The sequence below is a fragment of the Pseudonocardia benzenivorans CB1190 genome, assembly GCF_000196675.2.
Classification (GTDB): domain Bacteria; phylum Actinomycetota; class Actinomycetes; order Mycobacteriales; family Pseudonocardiaceae; genus Pseudonocardia; species Pseudonocardia benzenivorans.
In genome coordinates this window covers 5,407,080-5,426,534 of sequence record NC_015312.1, presented here as the reverse complement: position 1 = coordinate 5,426,534, position 19,455 = coordinate 5,407,080, and the positions used below count along the sequence as shown (strand labels likewise).

The following is a 19,455-nucleotide window of genomic DNA, read 5'->3' as shown; positions in this document are numbered from 1 at the left end:
GACCTCGTCTCTGCGTGCCGCCCCCGCTCGTGTGGCCCGCCCTGACGACACCCTGGGGGCGACGGTCGCCGGAACGACGAAGGAGACGTTCGCATGGCCTCCAGCCAGCTGCCGGAGATCACCTGCACGGAACAGGCGCAGCTCGAGGAGCTGTACGCGGCCTTCGACGCCGCGCACATGAAGCCGCTCTGGACCGAGATCGGCGGCCTGATGCCGACCACTCCGCAGCCCGACTCCGTACCGATGCTGTGGCGCTGGTCCAGTCTGCTGCCGCTGGCCGAACGTGCGGGGGAGCTCGTCCCGGTCGGCCGGGGCGGGGAGCGGCGCGCGATCGCGCTCGTGAACCCGGGGCTGTCCGGCGCGCCCTACGCCACGCCGACGCTGTGGGCGGCGATCCAGTACCTGGGCCCGCGCGAGGAGGCACCGGCACACCGCCACACCCAGAGCGCATTCCGGTTCGTGGTCGAAGGGGAGGGCGTCTGGACGAACGTGGAGGGCGACCCGGTGGCTATGCAACGCGGAGATCTGCTGCTCACCCCCGGAATGCACTTCCATGAGCACCACAACACCACCGATCACGCGATGGCCTGGATCGATGGCCTGGACATCCCGCTCGTCCGCACGATCGACGCCGGGTTCTTCGAGTTCGGCCCGGACGAGCTGGCCACGAAGGAGACGCCGGAGGTGTCCCGCAACGAGCGGCTGTGGGGGCACCCCGGACTGACCCCGGTCGGCGCGCCCACTCCGAAGGCGTCTCCGCTGATGGCGTACCGCTGGGAGCACACCGACGCCGCGCTCGGCGCGCAGTTGGAGCTCGAGCGCGAGGGCAGGCCCGGTGTCGTCGAGCCAGGGCATGCGGTGGTCCGGTTCACCAACCCGGCCACCGCAGGTGACTGTCTGACGACCATGCGTTGCGAGATGCACCGGCTGCGTGCAGGCACGTCCACCGCGCTGACCCGGACCGCCGGCTCGTCGGTGTGGCAGATCTTCGAGGGTGCCGGAGTCGTCACCGTGGGCGACGCGCGGTACGAGGTCGGCACGGGCGACCTCTTCTGCGTGCCCTCGTGGGCGGGTCTGGCCTTCGACACCGACGCCGGGCTCGACGCCTTCCGCTTCTCCGACGACCCCGTCGTCGAGGCCCTCGGTCTCGCCCGCACCGCGCACGAGGACCGTTCGTGAAGCTCGCGACCGTCCGCACCGCCACGGGCACCGCGGCTGTCCGGATCGATGACGATGCAGCGGTCGAGCTCGACGCCGAGGACCTCGGCGTGCTGCTGGCCCGGCCGGACTGGCGCAGCGCCGCCGAGACCGCGACCGGCGCGCGCCACGAACTCGCAGGACTGGACTACGCGCCGCTGGTACCGAAGCCGGAGAAGGTGCTGTGCGTCGGTCTGAACTACCGCACACACATCCTGGAGATGGGCCGGGAGCTGCCGGAGTACCCGGCGTTGTTCGCGAAGTTCAGTCGGGCGCTGGTCGGTGCCCACGACCCGGTCGAGCTGCCGGCGGGGTCGGAGCAGGTGGACTGGGAGGCCGAGCTGGGTGTGGTCATCGGCGCGGAGGTCCGCCGCGCAACTCCGGTGCAGGCCGCCGCGGCGATCGCCGGCTACACCGTGGTCAATGACGTGACCGCCCGAGACTTCCAGTACCGGTCCGTGGAGTGGTTGCAGGGCAAGACGTTCGAGCGCAGTACCCCGGTCGGGCCGTGGCTGGTCACAGATGTGGAGCCAGGCGACATCTCCTGCGAGGTCGACGGCGACGTGGTGCAGAAGGCCGACACCTCCGACCTGGTCTTCGGTCCGGCCGAGCTGGTCGCCTACATCTCGCGGATCATCACCCTGGTGCCCGGCGACCTCATCGCCACCGGTACGCCGGGTGGGGTCGGGCACGCCCGCAGGCCTCCGCGCTACCTCAGGGAGGGCTCCGTCGTCGTCACTCGCGTCGAGGGAGTGGGCGAGCTGAGGAACGTCATGGTGACGGCGAACTGATGCGCATCGCCGTCGCCGGAGGCGGTCCAGGCGGGCTGTTCTTCGCCACACTGATCAAGCGGGCCGACCCGTCGGTCGAGGTGACGGTGTTCGAGCGGAACCGGGCCGACGACACGTTCGGCTTCGGCGTGGTGTTCTCCGACCGCACGCTGGCCGGGATCCACGACGCCGATCCGGTGCTGCGCGAGGCGCTGACCGAGCACGGTCGGCACTGGGACGACATCGAGGTCCGGCTGAAGGGCGAGCGGATCCGCTGCGGCGGGAACGGCATGGCGGCGATCGTGCGCCGCACACTGCTGGCGCTCATGCAGGCCCGGGCCCGCGACGTCGGGGCCGGGCTGCGTTTCGCCACGGAGGTCACCCTCGACGACCTCGCCGACTACGACCTCGTCGTGGCCGCCGACGGCGCCGGCTCGAGGATCCGCGAGCAGCTCGACGCGGACCTCGGCGTGGAGGTCGAGACCGCGACGGCGAAGTTCATCTGGTTCGGCACGGACTACCTGTTCGACGGCCTGACCTTCGTGCACGAGCGCAGCCCGGATGGCGTCTTCGCCGTGCACGGATACCCGATCTCGGACGAGGTTTCCACCTTCATCGTGGAGACCGACGAGGAGTCCTGGCGTCGCGCGGGGTTGGACGAGTTCGACCTGACACGCCCGCCCGGGGAGAGCGACCTGATCTCCAAGGAGTACCTGGAGAAGCTGTTCGCCGACCAGATCGACGGGAAACGGCTGCTGGTCAACAACTCGCGGTGGGGCAACTTTCGCACCCGGCGCACCAGACGGTGGCACACCCTCGCGCCGCGTCCCGTCGCGTTCCTCGGCGACGCCGTGCACACCGCCCACTTCTCGGTCGGTTCGGGGACGAAGATGGCGATGGAGGACGCGGTCGCGCTGTCCGCCGCGCTCACCGCGCAGCCCGGACGTCTCGAGGCGGCCCTGGTCGCCTACGAGGAGGCTGCGCAGCCGTCCGTGCGCCGGATCCAGGACTCGGCTCGGCCGAGCCTGGCCTGGTGGGAGCATTTCGGCCGCTACCACGAGGCGTTCGAGCCCTGGCAGTTCGCCTACCACTTCCTGTCCCGCAGCATCACCCACTCTCGGCTCGCCCGCCGGGCGCCGGACTTCGTCGACGCCTGTCACCGGAGTTGGGTGGCCTCGCACGGTGCCGAGCCTCTGGAGACCCCGTTCGAGAACGGGGGGTGGTCGGCGCCCGGTCGGGCCGTCGAGGTCGAGCTGTCCCACGGAATCCCGGTGAGTGCTGCCGGGCTGCCGCTCGGTGAGCCCGTCGAAGGCCCCTGGGGTGGGGTGTTGGCGGCTCCGGACGCCGAATCCGGGCTGCCGGAGACCCTGACCACCCTCGCGTCACTGGTCCGGCGTGGGCCCGCGATCGTCGCGGTCCACGGTGGCACTCCACTGACCCGCACGCTCCTCACGGAGCAGACCCGGCTCGCCGAGGGCATGCCCACGCTGCTCGTCGACCCGGACCTGGACCGGGACAAGGCTCTGACCGCGGTCCTCTCCGGGCGGACCGATCTCGTGGGGATGTCGCCGGGGTGGGACCGGTGAGCGCTCTCACACCGTTGTTCGCGCCGCGCTCGGTCGCCGTCGTCGGGGCCTCCCGGACGCCCGGCAAGCTCGGTGCCGCGCTGGCCCGGTCACTCGACGGCTTCGCGGCGGCCGGCGGCCGGCTCGCTCTGGTCAACGGCCGGGACGGCACCATGTACCCGTCACTCGCTGCGGCGGCCGCGGACGGTCCGGTCGATCTCGCGATGATCTGTGTCCCCGCGCCCGCGTGCCCTGGCGTGCTGGCCGAGGCCGTCGCCGTGGGTGTCGGCGCCGCGGTGATCTGCGCCGGCGGATTCGCCGAGGCCGGTGGACCGGGCGTCGGGTACCAGGACGAGCTCGCGGCGGTGGTGCGGGACAGCGGGATCCGCCTGCTCGGACCCAACACCAGCGGCTTCCTCGTCCCGCCCCGGGCGCTGACGGCGAGCTTCGTCCCCGGGGCCGCGTCGGTGCAGGCCGGGCGGGTGGCCGTGGTCGCCGCCAGCGGCGGAGTCAACCACGCGCTGGCGTTCCTCCTGGCGGAGGCCGGACACGGGATCAGCCTCGCCGTCGGCCTGGGCAACGGCGTGGACGTCACCGCGCCGGACGTCCTGGCCCACCTCGCCACCGACGCCTCGACCGGGGCAGTGGCCCTGCACGTCGAATCGGTCGCCGACGGCCCGGCACTGGTGGAGGCCGTCGCGACGCTCGTGCCGCACAAGGCTGTTGTCGCGCTGGTCGTGGGACGCAACGACGTCGCGGAGTTCGCCGCGTCCCACACCGGGGCGCTCGCCACCTCCTGGCGCATCACCCGCGCCGCGCTCGCGCAGGCCGGCGCGGTGCTCGTCGACGACGAGCGCGAGCTGGTCGACGCGGTTGGTGCCTTGTCGGTGACCCGCGCTGCTCCGGCGGTCGATCCAGGCGTGGGCGTCGTGACCGCGCAGGCGGGCCCCGGTCTGCTGCTGCTCGACGAGCTGCGGGGCCGGTGCGCCCGCGTCCCCGCACTCACCGAGGCCACCCAGGCCACCCTCGCGACGCTGCTGCCGCCCCTGACCTTCCAGCGCAACCCGGTCGACACCGGGCGCCCCGGCCCGGAGTTCGGCGCAGTGTTGTCGGCGGTGTCCGAAGACCCGAGGGTGGACGTCATCGCCGGGTTCGCCCTGTACGAGCCCGACGCCGTCGATCTTGCCGCAGTCGTCGAGGAAGGTCGCCGGACCAACGTGCCGGTGGTGCTCGGCGTCGGTGGTACCGGGACGGACGTGCTGAGGTGCCGTGCCGACCTGATCTCCGTCGGCGTCGCCGTGGCCACGAGCCCCCACGGGGTCGCCGTTGCCAGCGGGGCGGTCCTCGCCGACGCCCGTCACCGCGCCCGGATCGGCGGCACACCCGATCCCGTCGAGGTCAGCGTGGCGGGTCCGCTCGACGAGAGCCAGGCGAAGGATCTGCTGGACACCCTCGGCATCGCCACCATGCCCCGGCGCGCCTGCGCGGACCGGGCCGAGGCCCGGGCTGCGCTCGCCGAGCTGGGGGGACCGGTCGCGGTCAAGCTGCTCGACGCGACGGTCCTGCACAAGACCGAGATCGGAGGGGTCGCGCTCGGCATCCGGGACTCCGCGGAACTCGAGTCCGCCCTGGACGCCCTGGAGACCGCGGGCGCCTGCCGGTTCCTCGTGGAGCGAATGGCGCCGGGCGGGGTCGACCTGGTCGTCGGCGCCCGGCGCGACGCCGTGTTCGGTCCGATCGTGCTGGTGGGCCTGGGTGGGACCACGGCGGAGGCAGTCGCCGACGTGTCCGTACGACTCGCCCCGCTGACCGCCGGCGAGGCGGCTCTCATGCCGGCCGAGCTGGCCGGCCGTGCGCTGCTCGAGGGCTGGCGGAATGGTCCGAGTCTCGATCCCGCTGCGCTCGGTGAGGTCGTCGCCCGGCTGGGCGGTGTCCTCGCCGCCGCGCCCGACCTTGCCGAGATCGAGGTCAATCCGCTCCGACTCACCGACGACGGCCTGGTCGCCCTCGATGCCGTCGTCCTGCACCGGAAGGCTGCTGATGCCCGGCCCCGTCAGTGAGCACACCGTCCCCTGGCCTGCCACGGAGGTCGAGCGGTATGTCGCCGCGGGCTACTGGCAGGGGGTCCCGCTCGGGCACCTGCTCCGTGGGGTCGCCGACCGCACGCCCGATGCGCCCGCGCTCGTCGACGCGGCGACGGGGCTGCGGCTGACCCATCGCGAGCTCGCGGACCGGGCGGACGCCACCGCGGCCCGCCTCCTGGACCTGGGCCTCGCACGCGGCGATCGGATTCTGGTACAGCTCGGGAACGGCGGAGAGTTCGTGATCCTCACCCTGGCCTGCCTCCGCGCCGGGGTCGTACCGGTGATGGCGCTGCCCGCGCACCGACGGACGGAGCTGAGCCACCTCGCCGCGCACGCCGAGGCCGTGGCGATCGCGGTCCCCGACCGGATGCGGGACTTCGACCACCAGGCGCTCGCCCACGATCTGGGCCCGGGCGTGCAGGAGATCACGGGTGCGGACTGGCTCGTGCTGGTCGACGGCGACCACGTCGACGACGCGAGTGTCGATCTGCGCGCGCTCTGCGGGCCCGGGACGGGGGAGGAGCGCGCCCGGTTGGAGGCGGCCTGTCCCGAGAGCCGGGACGTGGCCGTGTTCCTGCTCTCCGGCGGGACCACCGGTCTTCCCAAACTGATTGCCCGCACCCACGACGACTACGCCTACAACGCTCGGGCCAGCGCGGACATGGCTGGGGTCGACGCGGACTCGGTGTACCTGGTCAGCCTGCCGGCGGGGCACAACTTTCCGCTCGCCTGCCCGGGCATGCTCGGGGTACTGCTCGCCGGTGGGACCGTCGTCATGCTGCCGTCGCCGGAGCCGACGCGGGCGTTCGCCACGATCGCGGCGGAGGGGGTCACGCACACCGCTGTCGTCCCGGCGGTTGCCGGCCGCTGGCTGGAGCACGCGGGCGAGCACGGTGCCCCGCCGTCGCTGCGGGTGCTGCAGGTCGGTGGGGCACGCCTGGCCGACGAGCTCGCTCATCGCGTCGAGCCGGTGCTCGGGGCGCGACTGCAGCAGGTGTTCGGGATGGCCGAGGGCCTCCTGAACTTCACCCGCCTGGACGACCCGATCGACGTCATCTGCACCACGCAGGGCCGTCCGATGTGCCCGGACGACGAGGTGCGCCTCGTCGACGAGCTGGACGTCGACGTCGCCGAGGGCACGCCCGGCTCGCTGCTCACGCGCGGCCCCTACACGCCGCGCGGGTACTACCGCGCCCCCGAGCAGAACGCGCGGGCATTCACAGCGGACGGTTGGTTCCGCTCCGGTGACATCTGCCGCCGTACGCCCGAGGGCAACCTGATCGTGGAGGGCAGGGACAAGGACATGATCAACCGTGGTGGAGAGAAGATCTCCGCCGAGGAGATCGAGAACCTCGTCTACCAGATGCCCGCGGTGGGCCAGGTCGCCGCGGTCGCGATGCCGGACCGGGAGCTCGGCGAGCGCGTGTGCCTGTACGTCGTGCCCCGGCCGGGCGCGACGCTCACCCTCGACGAGGTGCGCGCAGCCATGGCCGCGCTCGGGGTGGCGAAGTTCAAGTGGCCGGAGCGCTTGGAGATCGTCGATGCGCTGATGTCGACGAAGGTCGGCAAGATCGACAAGAAAGCGCTGCGGGCCGACGTCGCCGAGCGCCTCGCGCACGAGTCCACCGGAGCGACTCCATGACGGACCGCCACGACACGGCGACCACGCTGCTCTGGCTGCGGCAGGGCACCGACCTGTTGTCGACCACGGTGGACGCGCTCGACGACGGCTCCTTCGTCCGCCCGAGCTGCCTGCCCGGCTGGACGCGGGCGCATGTCGTGGGACATCTCGCACGCAACGCCGAGGCGCTCGTTCGGCTGGCGACCTGGGCACGGACCGGTGTCGAGAACCCGATGTACGCCAACCGCGCGCAGCGCGCTGCGGAGATCGAGGAGGCGGCGGGGTATCCCCCGGACCGGCTGCGGCGCGAACTGCGGGCGACCGCTGCGGCGCTGGATGACGCTCTCACTCACCTCACCCCGGAGGCCTGGCGGTCGGAGGTCCGCAGTGCCCAGGGCCGAGCGATCCCCGCCGCCGAGGTGCCGTGGATGCGTAGCCGCGAGGTGTGGCTGCACGCCGTCGATCTCGGCACCGGCGTCACCACAGCCGATCTGCCCGCCGAACTCCTCGACCTCCTGCTCGACGACGTGACGGCGGTGCTCTCGGCCAAGGAGGGGTGCCCGGCGTGCAGCCTGCGTCCCACCGACCGCACCCGGCAGTGGCGGCTGGCCGGGGAAGCGGTCGAGGCGGAGATCGTGGCCCCCGCCGCCGACATCGCAGGATGGCTCACCGGTCGCACTGCGCTCGCCGGAGCCCCGGCCTTGCCCCGCTGGCTCTGACCGTTACCGCTGTCGAGCTCGCTCAGGGCGAGGCGCCTCCCGGGGAGTCCTTGCGTGCTTCCTGGCCGGCCGCCAGGCGGTGCAGCCCACTCGGGTCCGCGATCCGGATCCCTTTCGCGTGGCGTTCGACGACGCCCGCTCCGCGGAGCTTCCGAAGCGCACGTGCCACCACCTCGCGCACCGAGCCGATCGCGTCGGCGAGCTCCTGCTGCTCGACCTCGACGATCAAGCCCTCGGGGGAGTTCGAGGCCAGGTCGAGCAGGTGTCTGCTGAGCCGTTGCTGAACCGTTCCGAACAGGTTGTCCCCGAGGAACTCCACCGTCTCGAACACGATTTGGCACGCCTGCTGAGCGAGGAGCCAGGACAGCGTCGCGTCGCTCCCGGCGAGGCGGCGGAGCGTGTTGACGTTGAGCATCGACAGCTCGCAGTCGGTGATCGAGTCGGCCCCGACCGGGGAGCTCTGTGCGATCGCCGATGGGAGGCCGATGACCTGACCAGGGCCTGCGTACCGCACTGTCGCGACGCGGCCCTCCTTCGACACGACCTTGACCCGTGCTTGGCCGTGGTGGAGGAGCGCCAGTCTGGGCGGCCCGAATGCCTCGTAGATGGCGTGTCCCGCGGGCACCGTCACGACAAAGGCATCGCGGAGCATCGCATTGCGGATCTCGGGGGAGAGCTGCGCGAAGTAGCTGCTTTCCCACGCCGTCAACGTGCCCGCATGCAGCCCGCTGCGCACCGATGCCATGGCCGGCCGTCTCCTTCCATGCAGACCTCCTGCCAGGCTATCGGCCAGGCGCCGACACCTGTGGGTCGTCGTCGACGGCCGTCGACCGGTGACCGCTCCGGTCGCCACGGCGACGCCCGTCGCCCGCCGACCGGATGCGGCACGGTAGGTGAACGCCGGTCACTGCCGTCATGACGACACCTCCTCCCGGAAACGGCGGTCGAGGAACGACAGCAGGTCGTCGCGGAACCGCTCGGGATGTTCGATGTGCGGGAGGTGCCCGCAGTCCGGATAGACCACCAACTCGACGTCAGGTATTCGGGCCGCGACCTCGTCGGCGTATCCGGGCAGCCGGAGTGGGTCGTCGGCCCCCGCGACCAGCAACGTCGGCACGGTGATGTTCTCGTACGGGGTGGTGTCGACCTTCCCGAACTCACCGCCGCCCTCGCTGCCCGGGGGACGTAGGCGGGCCGATGCCGCGCACTGCCAGGCACCGGGCTCGAGACTGAGCCGGTGGCGCCAGCGCACGTACTCGGGGTCCTCGGCCAGGGCCGGCGAGAACATCAGGGTGCGCAGGATGCGCGCCATCCCGTCCACGGTCAGGTCGTAGTCGAGGATCGCGCGGCGGGCCTCGTTGTCGGGCACGAAGCCGCCACCGCTGACGAGGACCGCCGCGGCGGCCCGGAACCCGGGCTCGTCGCGCGCGAGATCCTCGGCCAGGTACGTGCCGCCCATGGAGTTGCCGACGACGGCAGCAGGTCCGAGGTCCAGCGCCTCGATCGTGGCAGCCATGTGGCGCATCCGCCGCCCTGTCGGGTCCGCGAAGTCGACCATCTTGTCGGTACGCCCGAATCCGAGCCAGTCCGGGGCGACGGCGTGGTAGCCCGCTTCGGCCAGCGCCGGCATCAGGGAGGACCATGAGCTCTCCGCGCAGGCGCCGTACTCTCCCGAGTGGAGGAGGATGACCGGCGGCCCGAAGCCTTCCTCCAGGACGTGGGTGCGGATGCCGTCCACGACGAGGAAGCGGCTGCCGGATGCGGTCATCGTCGGCCTTTCCCCGGAGCGCACGTCGCCCGCTCAGACGGCCACGGGATGGGCGGTGAAGAGGTCGTCGAGCCTGGGCCTGACGTGCTCGGCGAACGTGCGGATGCCCCTGACCGTCTCGTCGTGCTCCAGGAAGCCGGCCTGGCCCATCAGCAAGAGGTGCCCGAAGCCACCGACCTTCTCGTAGAACTTCTCGATCTGACCGCGCACCGTCGACGGGCTCCCCGCGAAGACGATGCCCTCCTCGATGAGGTCCTCGAGGGTCAGGGACTTGAAGTCGTAGGCAGACCGCTCACCACGAAGTCCGGCGGCACGGGCGAAGTACGGGGTGTAGCCCGGCGGCTGCACGAACTCGAAGGGCACTTTGTTGGCCTTGACGTACCACATCAGCTTCCGGGCGCCTTCAAGGCCTTCCTCGTCGGTATCACCGGTGTACGTGAGGGCGGCGTAGGCGAAGCGGTCGTCGGCGGGGGTGGGGCGACCGGTCTCGGCCACCCGGTCCCGGTAGGCCTCGAATACTTTCCGGGTGCCCTCGTAGCCGGTGAGGAAAGAGGCGATGACGTAGTTGTCGTCCGCGATCCGGGCGGCACTGCCGGGGGTCATCGCGGTAACCCAGACCGGCGGGGCGGGCTGCTGCAAGGGCCGGGGCCAGATGTTGACGTGACGCTGCTGGAAGAACCTGCCCTCCCAGCTGAAGGGGCCGTCGTGCGTCGTCCAGGCCTTCTGGATCAGCTCGATCGCCTCCCACATGCGCTCGCTCATCATGACCGGCTTGCTGTTCACCGCGGACACCTCGTACGGGACGCCCCTTACGAAGCCCACCTCGAGCCGCCCGTGGCTGAGCAGGTCGACCAGTGCCATCTCCTCGGCGACCCGGACCGGGTCCTTCCGGTTCGCCACCGGGTTGCCGAGGATGAGGATTCGCGCATCCTTCGTGATCCGACCGAGGATCCCCGCGATGACCGGTGCCGCCGGGTCCATGCACGTGGCCGTCGCATGGTGCTCGTTGATCATCACGTTGAGACCGCACTCGTCGGCGACCTGCCACTCGGCCAGGTATCGGTCCCAGAGGTCCGCCGCCCGAGCCGGGTCGATCACGCCGTTCGGCAGGGTGACCCGGACGGAGTTGATCGTCTCCTCCGGAGGCAGGTACGGGTAGGCGGTCTCGCTGAAGTGCCAGTACTGCATCAGGTTCTCCTCGGGGTGCGCCTGAGCCCGTCAGGCTGCGTGCTCGACGACGAGCTCGGCGAGGGTGTCGGGCTGCTCGATCTGAGCGCGGTGGCCGGCGCCCTCGACGAGCTCGAAGCGGGCGCCGGGGATCGAGTCCGCGTAGGCGCGCCCGTACTCCGGGCTCACGATGCCGTCCTGGGCACCCCAGATCACGAGGGCCGGGACATGCACGCGGCCGAGCCAGCGCCGTAGGCGGGGGTTGTGCAGGTATGGCTCCCACCCGTAGAGCGCCAGCGCCTCCTCGTTCCGGGCGATGTGCAGGACGTCCTCGTGCGGGGCCAGTGCCAGGTCGCCCGGGCCCGCCGCCGGATCGGCGTAGTTGCGGGAGTCGAGCTCGGCACGAGAGATGGCGAACACGTCGGTGATGTCGCGGTCTTCGCGGCCTCCGACCTTGATCCCGACCGGGTCGACGAGGACGAGCCTCCCGATCCGGGAGCACTCGCGTACGGCCATCTCCGCGGCGACCCAGCCGCCGAACTGGAGTCCGACGACGACGACGTCGTGCAGGTCCTGCTGTTCCAGCCATTCGAGATACAGGTAGGCGAGGTCGTCGACCGAATCGCACCAGTCGGGGCGTGGGGACAGCCCGAACCCGGGATGGCTGGGGGCGACGACCGTGAACCGCTCGGCGAGCGCGTCCGTGAAGGCCTCGTCGGCTTCGCGGCCCTCGGCACCGTGCAGGAGCAAGAGGGTGGGTCCGGACCCTGTGCGGTACACGTCGAGGAGGACATTCTCGCCCCGGACGGTCCCGACGACGGTTCCGCTCCCGGAGTCGACGAGGCTCAGCATCGGGTTCCTTCCATGTAACGGGTGTGGTCGCCGGTATGTGGAGGAGGGCGTATCCCCAGAAGCTGCGGTGCTCCACGGCGGCGGCGTCGGCCGACGACGAAGCTCATCGGGACTCCTGGCTGATCGAGGAAGAAGATCGGGAGAGCAGCAGGTCCAGCCGATCGAGGGTGCTGAGGTAGTGCTCGACGGCGGCACCGATGGTGAACCGTGGCGTCCAGCCGAGTTCGATGCGCGCACGTGTGCTGTCCAGCGCGCCGTAGTAGCTCACGCCCATGCCCATCGGATCCAGTCCCGGACCGATCTCGATGACAGCGCCTGGAACGGCGTCACGGACGGCCTCGGCGAGATCGTGCAACGAGGTCGTGCGACCGGTGCCGATGTTGTAGGCGTCGTGCGGCAGTGGCCCCGGGGCGAGGACCGCAGCCACCACCGCCTCGGCGATGTCGACGACGTAGATCGCGTCATCTCGTTGGTCACCGCCCTGGGCGAGGTGGACCGACTCACCCACCGCGGGTAGCTCGATCATGGAGCTGTAGGTGGAGAAGCCACCGTGGCGCTGCAGCTTGCCCGGACCGAAGATCGTCGCGAACCGGAGCGAGACGAACTCGATGCCGCGGTTGCGGGCGTACCACCGGCCCAGCTCCTCGCACGACACCTTCGTGACGTCGTAGAGTGCCACGGGGTCACGGGGATGTTCCTCGGTGACCGGCACGTATTCCGGATGTCCGTGCCTGCCGGACAGTGCCCCGTAGACCGCGCGGGAGCTCGTGTACACGATGCGGCCGACTCCGGTCGCCGCGGCGGCCTCGCAGACTGCCGCCGTGCCCCCGATGTTGACCCGCACCGCGGCGACCGGGTCCTGGTCGGCGCGGATGACCGCGGCCATGTGGACGACCACGTCCGGCCGGTGCTGCTCGAAGACGGGGTGGACCTGGCCGACATCGGCGACGTCGGCAACGGCAACCTGGATCTCGTCGGCCACGTCGGGGATCAACGACGTGTCCTCGCGATTCTCGAGGACCACGACCTCGTGCTCCTGCTCGACGAGCGCGCGAACGACCCATGAGCCGTTCACGCCCAGCCCGCCCGTCACGAGTACTCGCAACCGAATGACCTCCTCGTCATGCCCGGCGATGCTCACCGCGCCGGGTTGCGTCGTGAGCGATGAGACCGGCAGGCACCACTTCGGTCAACGGTGCTCGCGACTCAAGTCACACCAGGTGGACGACTGCGGAACGTCAGTCACAGCGGCTGGTCACCGTCGGGCGAAGGGGCCGGGGCCGACATCGGCCCGACAGCCGGCGACCACGACGAACGGGAGGAACCGGGGAGAGAACGGGACTGAGCCGTGGCCGTCGACATGACGATCGAGAGCACTCCGGCCGTCGACACCGGCCACGGTGCCCACTACGACGGGACGTCGCGGAGCTGTGACTACGTGACCGAGTCGGCAAGGAACAGCGGACGCCGGCGTGGCACCGCAGACGGCGATCCGGTGCGCAGGGCGACGGATTCGTCGCCGTGCGCACCGGATCGGCTCATCGCGGCCGGCTCATCGCGGCCGGGTTGCCACCGCTGCGGCGGCCGCTGCTGCCAGTGCGACTGCGGCCGCGACGAGGAGCGCCGGGCGGCGTCGGGTCCGCGGCGCGGCTGCGGGCGCGGTGGGGGCCTGCAAAGCCGGGATGGCTGCGGCGGACGGGGCTGCAGTGGACGGGGTTGCGGTGGACGGGGTTGCGGCGGGCGGGGGCGGGGTCGCTGCGGAGGACGTCAGGTCGGAGAGGACCCGGCGCGCCAAGGAGGGCAGCAGCGCCCGGGCGACGTCCGCGCCCTCGCCGGTGACGACGAGGTCGGTGACGACGTCGATCGTCGTCCCCGCGGTGCCCGGGCGAAGCGCCGCGGCGATCGTCGCGCTCACCCGGCCGTCGCCGTCCCCGGCACGCAGGACGACACGACGGCGCGCGGGGTCGCTGCTCACGACCCGCAGCGTCGCGTCCCGGTACTCGACTCGCTGTCCGCCCAGCCCCAGCACGAGCGGGCGGGGCGGGGCGGGTGGCGCGGTGAGCCGCGCGAAGCAGGTGTCGACGGGTGCCTCGACCTCGAGGGTGTCGATCAGCCGTGCCACGGGCCGGTCCCGTCGAGGTCGTCGGTGCTCAGCGCGTCGACGATCTTGGGTGGGGTGATCGGCAGCGAGGTGATGCGGGCGCCGAAGGGGCGCAGGGCGTCCTCGACGGCATTGGCGATCGCGGCCGGCACCGGGATGGTGCCGCCCTCGCCGGCACCCTTGGCACCCAACGGGTTGAGAGGGCTGGGGGTGTGGATGTGCACCAGCTCGACGGGCGGTACCTCCATCGACGACGGCAGGCTGTAGTCGAGGTAGCTCGTGCTCTGCGGCTGGCCGGTCTCGTCGTAGAACGGCTCCTCGTACATGGCGTTGCCGACACCGTGGGCGAACCCGCCGAGCACCTGCCCGTCGACGAGCATCGGGTTCATGACGTTGCCGCAGTCGTGCCCGATGACGTAGCGCAGGACGTCGATGGCGCCGGTCTCCGGGTCGATCTCGACGGCGACGGCGTGGGTGCCGCTGGCGTAGGCGGCGCGTTCGGGTGCGAAGTAGACGGTCGTCTCCAGCCCCGGGAGGATTCCGGGGGCGAGGGTGATGCCGTGCTTGCCGACGTTGGCCGCCCCGGCGATGTCGCGCAGGCTGACGCTGCGGGTGGGGTCGTCGGTGACCTCGACGCGGTTGCCGCGGATGGTCAGCGACGCGGCGCTCGTCTTGAGCATGGCCTCGGCGACCTGCAGCAGCTTGCCGCGCATCTCCTGCCCGGCCTGCAACGTCGCGGGCCCGGCGGTGGCGGTGTTGCGTGAGGCGAAGGTGCCCTGCCCGAACGGGATCCGGCTGGTGTCACCCGTCGTGACGCGGATGAGGTCCATGTCCATGCCGAGCGCGTCGGCGGCGATCTGGGCGTAGACCGTCTCGTAGCCCTGGCCCTGCGGCGCGGCGGCGAGCGTCACGAGGACGGTGCCGTCGTTGAGCAGTCGGTAGCGGGAGCCCTCGTAGGGGCCGAGCCCGCAGCCCTCGACGTAGGCGGCGATCCCGATGCCGACGAGTCGTCCCTCGGCACGGGCGGCGGCCTGGAGCGAGCGCTGCTCCTCGTAGCGGAAGGCGGAGAGCGTCTTCTCCAGCAGCAGCGGGAAGTTGCCGCTGTCGTAGGTGAGCGGGCTGCCGTCGCGGAACGTCAGGCCCACGCGGTAGGGGAACTCGTCGGCCTGCACCAGGTTGCGACGCCGGAACTCCACCGGGTCCATGCCCAGGTGCTCGGCCGCGCGGTCGACCATCCGTTCCATCGCGACGACCGCCTGCGGCCGGCCCGCCCCGCGCACGGAGCTGGTGGGGACCATGTTGGTGTAGCAGGCGATCAGCTCGGTGTGGATGTTCGGGATGCGGTACTGGCCGGGCAGCGTCGACAGGGTGATCATCGGGACCTGCAGGCCCGCGCAGTAGGCGCCCTGGTCGTGCTCGAAGACGTTGCGGATCGCGAGGATGTGGCCGTCGTCGTCGAACCCGATCTCGACGTCGTGGACCTGCGTCCGCTCCATCATGGTCGCGACGAAGTTCTCGCGACGGTCCTCGACCCACTTGACCGGGTTGCGCAGCAGCCGCGCGACCCACGGGATGACCGCCTCCTCGCCGTAGAACTGCGCCTTCGGCCCGAAGCCGCCGCCCACGTCGGGCGGGGCGACGACGCGGATGCCGTCCTCGGGCATGTCGTAGAGGTATGCGAGGGTGTTGCGGACGTAGTGCGGCGACTGGGTGGTGTCCCAGACGACGAGCTGCTCGGTGGTGGGGTCGAAGCGGGCGGCGACGCCGCGCGTCTCCATGGAGTGGCCGCCGCCGCGGGCGACGGTGAACCGCTCGCGCAGCCGGTGCGGCGCCGCGTCCATGGCGGCAGCGGGATCGCCCGCGGTCTGGACGACGTGGATCGCGATGTTGTTCTCTGCGCCTTCGTGCACGAGCGGCGCGGAGGCGGCGAGCGCCGCGCCCGTCGACGAGACCGCCGGCAGCACGTCGTACTCGACCTCGACGAGGTCGAGGGCGTCCTCGGCGACGTAGCGCGAGGTGGCGACGACGACCGCCACGGGTTCCCCGACGAACTTGACGAAGTCGGCGGGCAGCGGCACCCGGGGGACGTCGCGCAGCTGGGGGTGCACGACCTTGGGCGGGATGCCCTTGGCGATCTCGGGCAGGTCGGCGCCGGTCCACACCCCGAGGACGCCGGGCATCGCGGCGGCGGCGGAGGTGTCGATGGAGACGATCCGGGCGGCGGCGTGCGGGCTGCGCACGAACGCGGCCTCGTAGCAGCCCGGCAGCTCCAGGTCGTCGAGGTAGGTGGCGGCGCCGGTGAGCAGCCGCCGGTCCTCGCGGCGCAGGACGGACGCGCCGATCATCTTCTGCGTGCGGGGTTCAGTGGTCGTCACGAGTGCCTCCGACCTCGAGCAGCGCCGCGACCATGCCGGTGTAGCCGGTGCAGCGGCAGATGTTGCCGGACAACACGTCCCGGGCCTGTGCCTCGTCGGTGACGGGGCCTTCGCGCAGCGCCGCGGTGGTGCTCATCAGGAACCCGCTCGTGCAGAATCCACATTGGACGGCGTGGTGGCGGGAGAAGGCGTCCTGCAGCGGGGTGAGGTCACCCGGGTCGTCGGTGAGGCCCTCGACGGTCTCGACGACGGCGCCGTCGGCCTGGACGGCGAGCATGAGGCAGGAGCGGACGGCGGCGCCGTCGACGATGACGGTGCAGGCACCGCAGACGCCGTGCTCGCAGCCGACGTGGGTGCCGGTGAGCCGCAGCCGGCCGCGCAGGAAGTCGGCGAGCGTGGTGCGCGCGTCGACGACCTCCTCGTGCCGGACACCGTTGACGGTGGTGTCGACCCAGACGGGTTCGTCCTGGTCAGGCATGGGTCAGCTCCTCGGTGGGGACGGCGGCGGCGATGTCGGCGAGGACCCGGCGGGTGAGTGTCCCGACCAGGTCGCGGCGGTAGCCGGCGGAGGCGTGGACGTCGCCGGTGGGCCGGGCCTCGCGGGCGGCGGCGCGGGTGGCGGCGGCGAGCGCGGAGTCGTCGAGGCGGGCGCCGAGCAGCACGTCCTCGGCGGCCCGCAGCCGCAGCGGCGTGCCGGCGACCCCGGCGGCGACCAGCCGGCACCGGGTGACGACGCCGCGGGTGTCGCGGGTGGCCTGTCCGGCGACCGCGGCGAGCGCGAAGTCGCCGCGGCGACCCGCGAACTCGTGGAACGACGTGGTGGTGCCGGCGGGCAGGTCGTCGAGGTCGACGCCGAGCAGCAACTCGTCGTCCTCCAGCGCGGTGGTGAGGTGGAAGACGAAGAAGTCCGCGGCGGCGACGGTCCGCTCGCCGCGGGGCGACGCGATGCGCAGCCGCCCGTCGAGCGCGGTGACGACGGCGGGCAGCTCGGCGGCGGCGTCGGCGTGGGCGAGGCTGCCGCAGAGGGTGCCGCGGTTGCGGATCTGGGGGTGCGCGACCTCGTGCAGGGCCCTGCCGAGCAGCGGGAACGCGCCGGTCAGCGCCGCCGAGCGTTCGACGGCGCGCTGCCGCACGAGGGCGGGGACGTGCCAGCCGGTCGCGGTGCGCACGGGCTCGGACAGGCCGGGGAGCCGGTTGACGTCGACGAGGTGCCCGGGTTCGGCGACCCGGAAGTTCAGCAGCGGCACGAGGCTCTGCCCGCCGGCGAGGACCTTCGCGTCACCGGCGTGCTGCCCGAGTACCGCGAGGGCCTCGTCGACGCTGCGGGGGGCGTGGTAGGTGAACCGGCCGGGTTTCACACGACCACCTCCTCGGCGTGCGCGGCGCAGCCGCAGTCCACATCGGACAGGTCCGGCGCCGCGGCCCCGCGCAGGTGCGCGGCGACGACGGCGGCGAGCGCGGGGCGTTCGACGAGCGACATGTGCCGCAGGGCCGGGAGCAGCTCGAACCGGCTGCCGGGGATGCCGTCGGCGAGCGCACGGCCCATCGACGGCGGCGTCGCGAGGTCCTCCTCGCCGGTGAGCACGAGCGTCGGCGCGGTGATCGAGGCGAGCCGCTCCCGGGCGTCGAGGGCACCGAGGGCGCGGCAGGCGGCGGCATGGGCGAGCGAGTCGGTCGCGGTGAACACGGCGGCGACTCGGCGCACCTCGTCGTGGGCGGTGCGGACGAACTCGTCGGTGAACCAGCGGTCGGTCTGGAACGGGATCTGCCGACGACGGGGCACCCCGACCGCGCGGGCGGCGCGTTCGGTCCAGGCGGCGGGGGCGTTGGGGCCGTACCAGGCGGTGGTGTCGGCGAGGACCAGCCGGTCGACGCGCCCGGGATGACGTGCGGCCAGCTCGACGGCGATGCTGCCGCCCATCGACATGCCGACGACGTGCGCGCGGTCGACGCCGAGGTCGTCGAGCAGGGTGGCGACGTCGTCGGCGAGGTCGGCGATGCTGAACGGGGCGCCGTCCCAGGGGGCGGGTTCGGCGCCGTGGCCGCGGGCGTCGGGGGCGACGACGTCGAACCCGGCGGCGACGAGCCGGGTGGCGAACTCGCCCCACACGGCGCCGGACAAGGCCAAGGGGTGCAACAGGACCACGGGTTCGCCGCGGCCCGCGCGGCGGACGGTGGAGGTCATGAGGGACTCCCGGTGAGCAGGCCGCCGAGGTTGCCGCCGAGGACGGCGTCGGTGGCGACGGGGCCGAGGCCGGCCGCGCGCACCGTCGTCGCCGGCTGCGGGTCGCCGAGCGGGAAGGGACTGTCGGAACCGAGCAGGACGCGGTCGTGGCCGACGGCGTCGGTGAGGAAGCGGATCGCCTCGGGGGTGAGCGCGACGGTGTCGTAGTACAGGTCGCGCAGGTAGTCCGAGGGGCGGTCGCGGCCGATGGGGTGGGCGGAGAGGGCGTCGGCGCGGTGGGCGCCGTCGAGGCGGGCGGCCTGGTAGGGCAGGAACCCTCCACCGTGGACGGTGATCAGCCGTAGCCCGGGGAAGCGGTCGAGTACCCCGGCCAGCAGCAGCCGGGCGACGCCGAACGTGGTGTCGACGAGGCGGCAGTACGCGTTGCCGAACTCGGCACTGTCGGGCAGCGCCCGCGCCGGGCCGGTCGAGGCGGGGTGCAGCTGCACGGGCACGCCGAGCCCGGCCGCGACCGTCCACAGGGGATCGAGCCGTCGGTCGGCCAGCGACGTGCAGTGCACGGGATCGGTCGAGAGCACGAGTCCCGCGCAGCCGTCGCGGACGGCGGCCTCCAGGTCCTTGGCCGCGGCCTCGACGTCGTCGAGCGCGACGGTGGCGAGGACGCCCGGTCCACCGGTGGCGGCGTTGTCGGTGAGCAGCGCGTCGTTGACCCGCGCCGCCCAGCTGCGGGCGGCGTCGGCGGGCATCGCGGCGGTGGGCTGCAGATCGAGCCAGGGGGAGAGGAGCTGCCCGTCGATGCCTGTCGCGGAGCGGTACTCGGCGCGCCGGTCGGCGCGGTACATCGGCGGCCGGACGGGCTTCGGGCCGGCGCCGGGCAGCTCGACGCTCCATCCGCTCCCGGTGTCGTGGGCGGTGACGCCGTCGATCCCGCCGCGGGCGGCCAGTGCCGTCAGCAGGGGTTCGGGGACGGCGTGCGCGTGCGCGTCGAGCACGGGTTGCGTCGTCGGATCCACATCTCGACGCTAGGTCGGCAATTCAGCCCTGACCAGCG

General features: G+C 72.2%; 17 protein-coding genes. 6 read left to right on the top strand and 11 right to left on the bottom strand.

All coding sequences use genetic code 11. From position 1 onward, the window contains the following. The first annotated feature begins 93 nt into the window (after nucleotides 1-93). The 6 genes from PSED_RS25470 to PSED_RS25445 are packed head-to-tail and all read left to right on the top strand — an operon-like array spanning nucleotide 94 to nucleotide 7,956. Nucleotides 94-1,179: a cupin domain-containing protein gene (locus PSED_RS25470; RefSeq protein ID WP_013677112.1), complete on the top strand. Its 1,086-nt coding sequence runs from the start codon at nucleotides 94-96 to the stop codon at nucleotides 1,177-1,179. Next, nucleotides 1,176-1,988 carry a fumarylacetoacetate hydrolase family protein gene (locus PSED_RS25465; protein WP_013677111.1) on the top strand — a complete coding sequence of 271 codons (813 nt, stop codon included), beginning with the start codon at nucleotides 1,176-1,178 and terminating at the stop codon, nucleotides 1,986-1,988. The genes PSED_RS25470 and PSED_RS25465 overlap by 4 nt, the downstream gene beginning before the upstream one ends. Then, complete coding sequence (locus PSED_RS25460) at nucleotides 1,988-3,553, top strand: FAD-dependent monooxygenase (protein ID WP_013677110.1); 1,566 nt, start codon at nucleotides 1,988-1,990, stop codon at nucleotides 3,551-3,553. The genes PSED_RS25465 and PSED_RS25460 overlap by 1 nt, the downstream gene beginning before the upstream one ends. Beyond that, nucleotides 3,550-5,592 (top strand): acetate--CoA ligase family protein, encoded by a 2,043-nt coding sequence (locus PSED_RS25455; RefSeq protein WP_013677109.1) that lies wholly within the window; start codon nucleotides 3,550-3,552, stop codon nucleotides 5,590-5,592. Before PSED_RS25460 ends, PSED_RS25455 begins: the two co-directional genes overlap by 4 nt. Beyond that, nucleotides 5,573-7,258, top strand: a complete 1,686-nt coding sequence (locus PSED_RS25450) for a (2,3-dihydroxybenzoyl)adenylate synthase (protein WP_013677108.1) — start codon at nucleotides 5,573-5,575, stop codon at nucleotides 7,256-7,258. Before PSED_RS25455 ends, PSED_RS25450 begins: the two co-directional genes overlap by 20 nt. Continuing rightward, entirely contained in the window at nucleotides 7,255-7,956 is a 702-nt protein-coding gene (locus PSED_RS25445; protein WP_013677107.1) for a maleylpyruvate isomerase family mycothiol-dependent enzyme, read from the top strand. Before PSED_RS25450 ends, PSED_RS25445 begins: the two co-directional genes overlap by 4 nt. Nucleotides 7,957-7,978: 22 nt before the next feature. Here PSED_RS25445 and PSED_RS25440 read toward each other — a convergent pair whose 3' ends face one another. From PSED_RS25440 to PSED_RS25390, 11 genes are all read right to left on the bottom strand, one after another. Next, entirely contained in the window at nucleotides 7,979-8,692 is a 714-nt protein-coding gene (locus PSED_RS25440; protein WP_158511341.1) for a Crp/Fnr family transcriptional regulator, read from the bottom strand. 177 nt (nucleotides 8,693-8,869) lie between these two features. Further along, nucleotides 8,870-9,724: an alpha/beta fold hydrolase gene (locus PSED_RS25435; RefSeq protein WP_013677105.1), complete on the bottom strand. Its 855-nt coding sequence runs from the start codon at nucleotides 9,722-9,724 to the stop codon at nucleotides 8,870-8,872. Between the two features lie 33 nt (nucleotides 9,725-9,757). After that, the gene (locus tag PSED_RS25430) at nucleotides 9,758-10,912 is read right to left on the bottom strand and encodes an LLM class flavin-dependent oxidoreductase (protein ID WP_013677104.1); all 1,155 of its coding nucleotides are present in this window, start codon (nucleotides 10,910-10,912) and stop codon (nucleotides 9,758-9,760) included. Nucleotides 10,913-10,942: 30 nt separating this feature from the next. Next, a complete protein-coding gene (locus PSED_RS25425; RefSeq protein WP_013677103.1) occupies nucleotides 10,943-11,743 on the bottom strand; it encodes an alpha/beta fold hydrolase in 801 nt (266 codons plus the stop codon). Nucleotides 11,744-11,846: 103 nt separating this feature from the next. Further along, nucleotides 11,847-12,848 (bottom strand): NAD-dependent epimerase/dehydratase family protein, encoded by a 1,002-nt coding sequence (locus PSED_RS25420; protein WP_013677102.1) that lies wholly within the window; start codon nucleotides 12,846-12,848, stop codon nucleotides 11,847-11,849. A gap of 447 nt (nucleotides 12,849-13,295) precedes the next feature. Further along, on the bottom strand, nucleotides 13,296-13,865 hold the full coding sequence (locus PSED_RS25415; protein ID WP_013677101.1) for an SRPBCC family protein: 570 nt from the start codon (nucleotides 13,863-13,865) through the stop codon (nucleotides 13,296-13,298). Continuing rightward, on the bottom strand, nucleotides 13,853-16,219 hold the full coding sequence (locus PSED_RS25410; RefSeq protein WP_013677100.1) for a xanthine dehydrogenase family protein molybdopterin-binding subunit: 2,367 nt from the start codon (nucleotides 16,217-16,219) through the stop codon (nucleotides 13,853-13,855). Before PSED_RS25410 ends, PSED_RS25415 begins: the two co-directional genes overlap by 13 nt. After that, on the bottom strand, nucleotides 16,206-16,697 hold the full coding sequence (locus tag PSED_RS25405) for a (2Fe-2S)-binding protein (RefSeq protein ID WP_013677099.1): 492 nt from the start codon (nucleotides 16,695-16,697) through the stop codon (nucleotides 16,206-16,208). The genes PSED_RS25410 and PSED_RS25405 overlap by 14 nt, the downstream gene beginning before the upstream one ends. Beyond that, entirely contained in the window at nucleotides 16,690-17,577 is an 888-nt protein-coding gene (locus PSED_RS25400) for an FAD binding domain-containing protein (protein WP_013677098.1), read from the bottom strand. Before PSED_RS25400 ends, PSED_RS25405 begins: the two co-directional genes overlap by 8 nt. Then, nucleotides 17,574-18,404: an alpha/beta fold hydrolase gene (locus PSED_RS25395; protein ID WP_013677097.1), complete on the bottom strand. Its 831-nt coding sequence runs from the start codon at nucleotides 18,402-18,404 to the stop codon at nucleotides 17,574-17,576. Before PSED_RS25395 ends, PSED_RS25400 begins: the two co-directional genes overlap by 4 nt. After that, complete coding sequence (locus PSED_RS25390; protein ID WP_083845288.1) at nucleotides 18,401-19,417, bottom strand: amidohydrolase family protein; 1,017 nt, start codon at nucleotides 19,415-19,417, stop codon at nucleotides 18,401-18,403. Before PSED_RS25390 ends, PSED_RS25395 begins: the two co-directional genes overlap by 4 nt. Nucleotides 19,418-19,455: the final 38 nt, after the last annotated feature.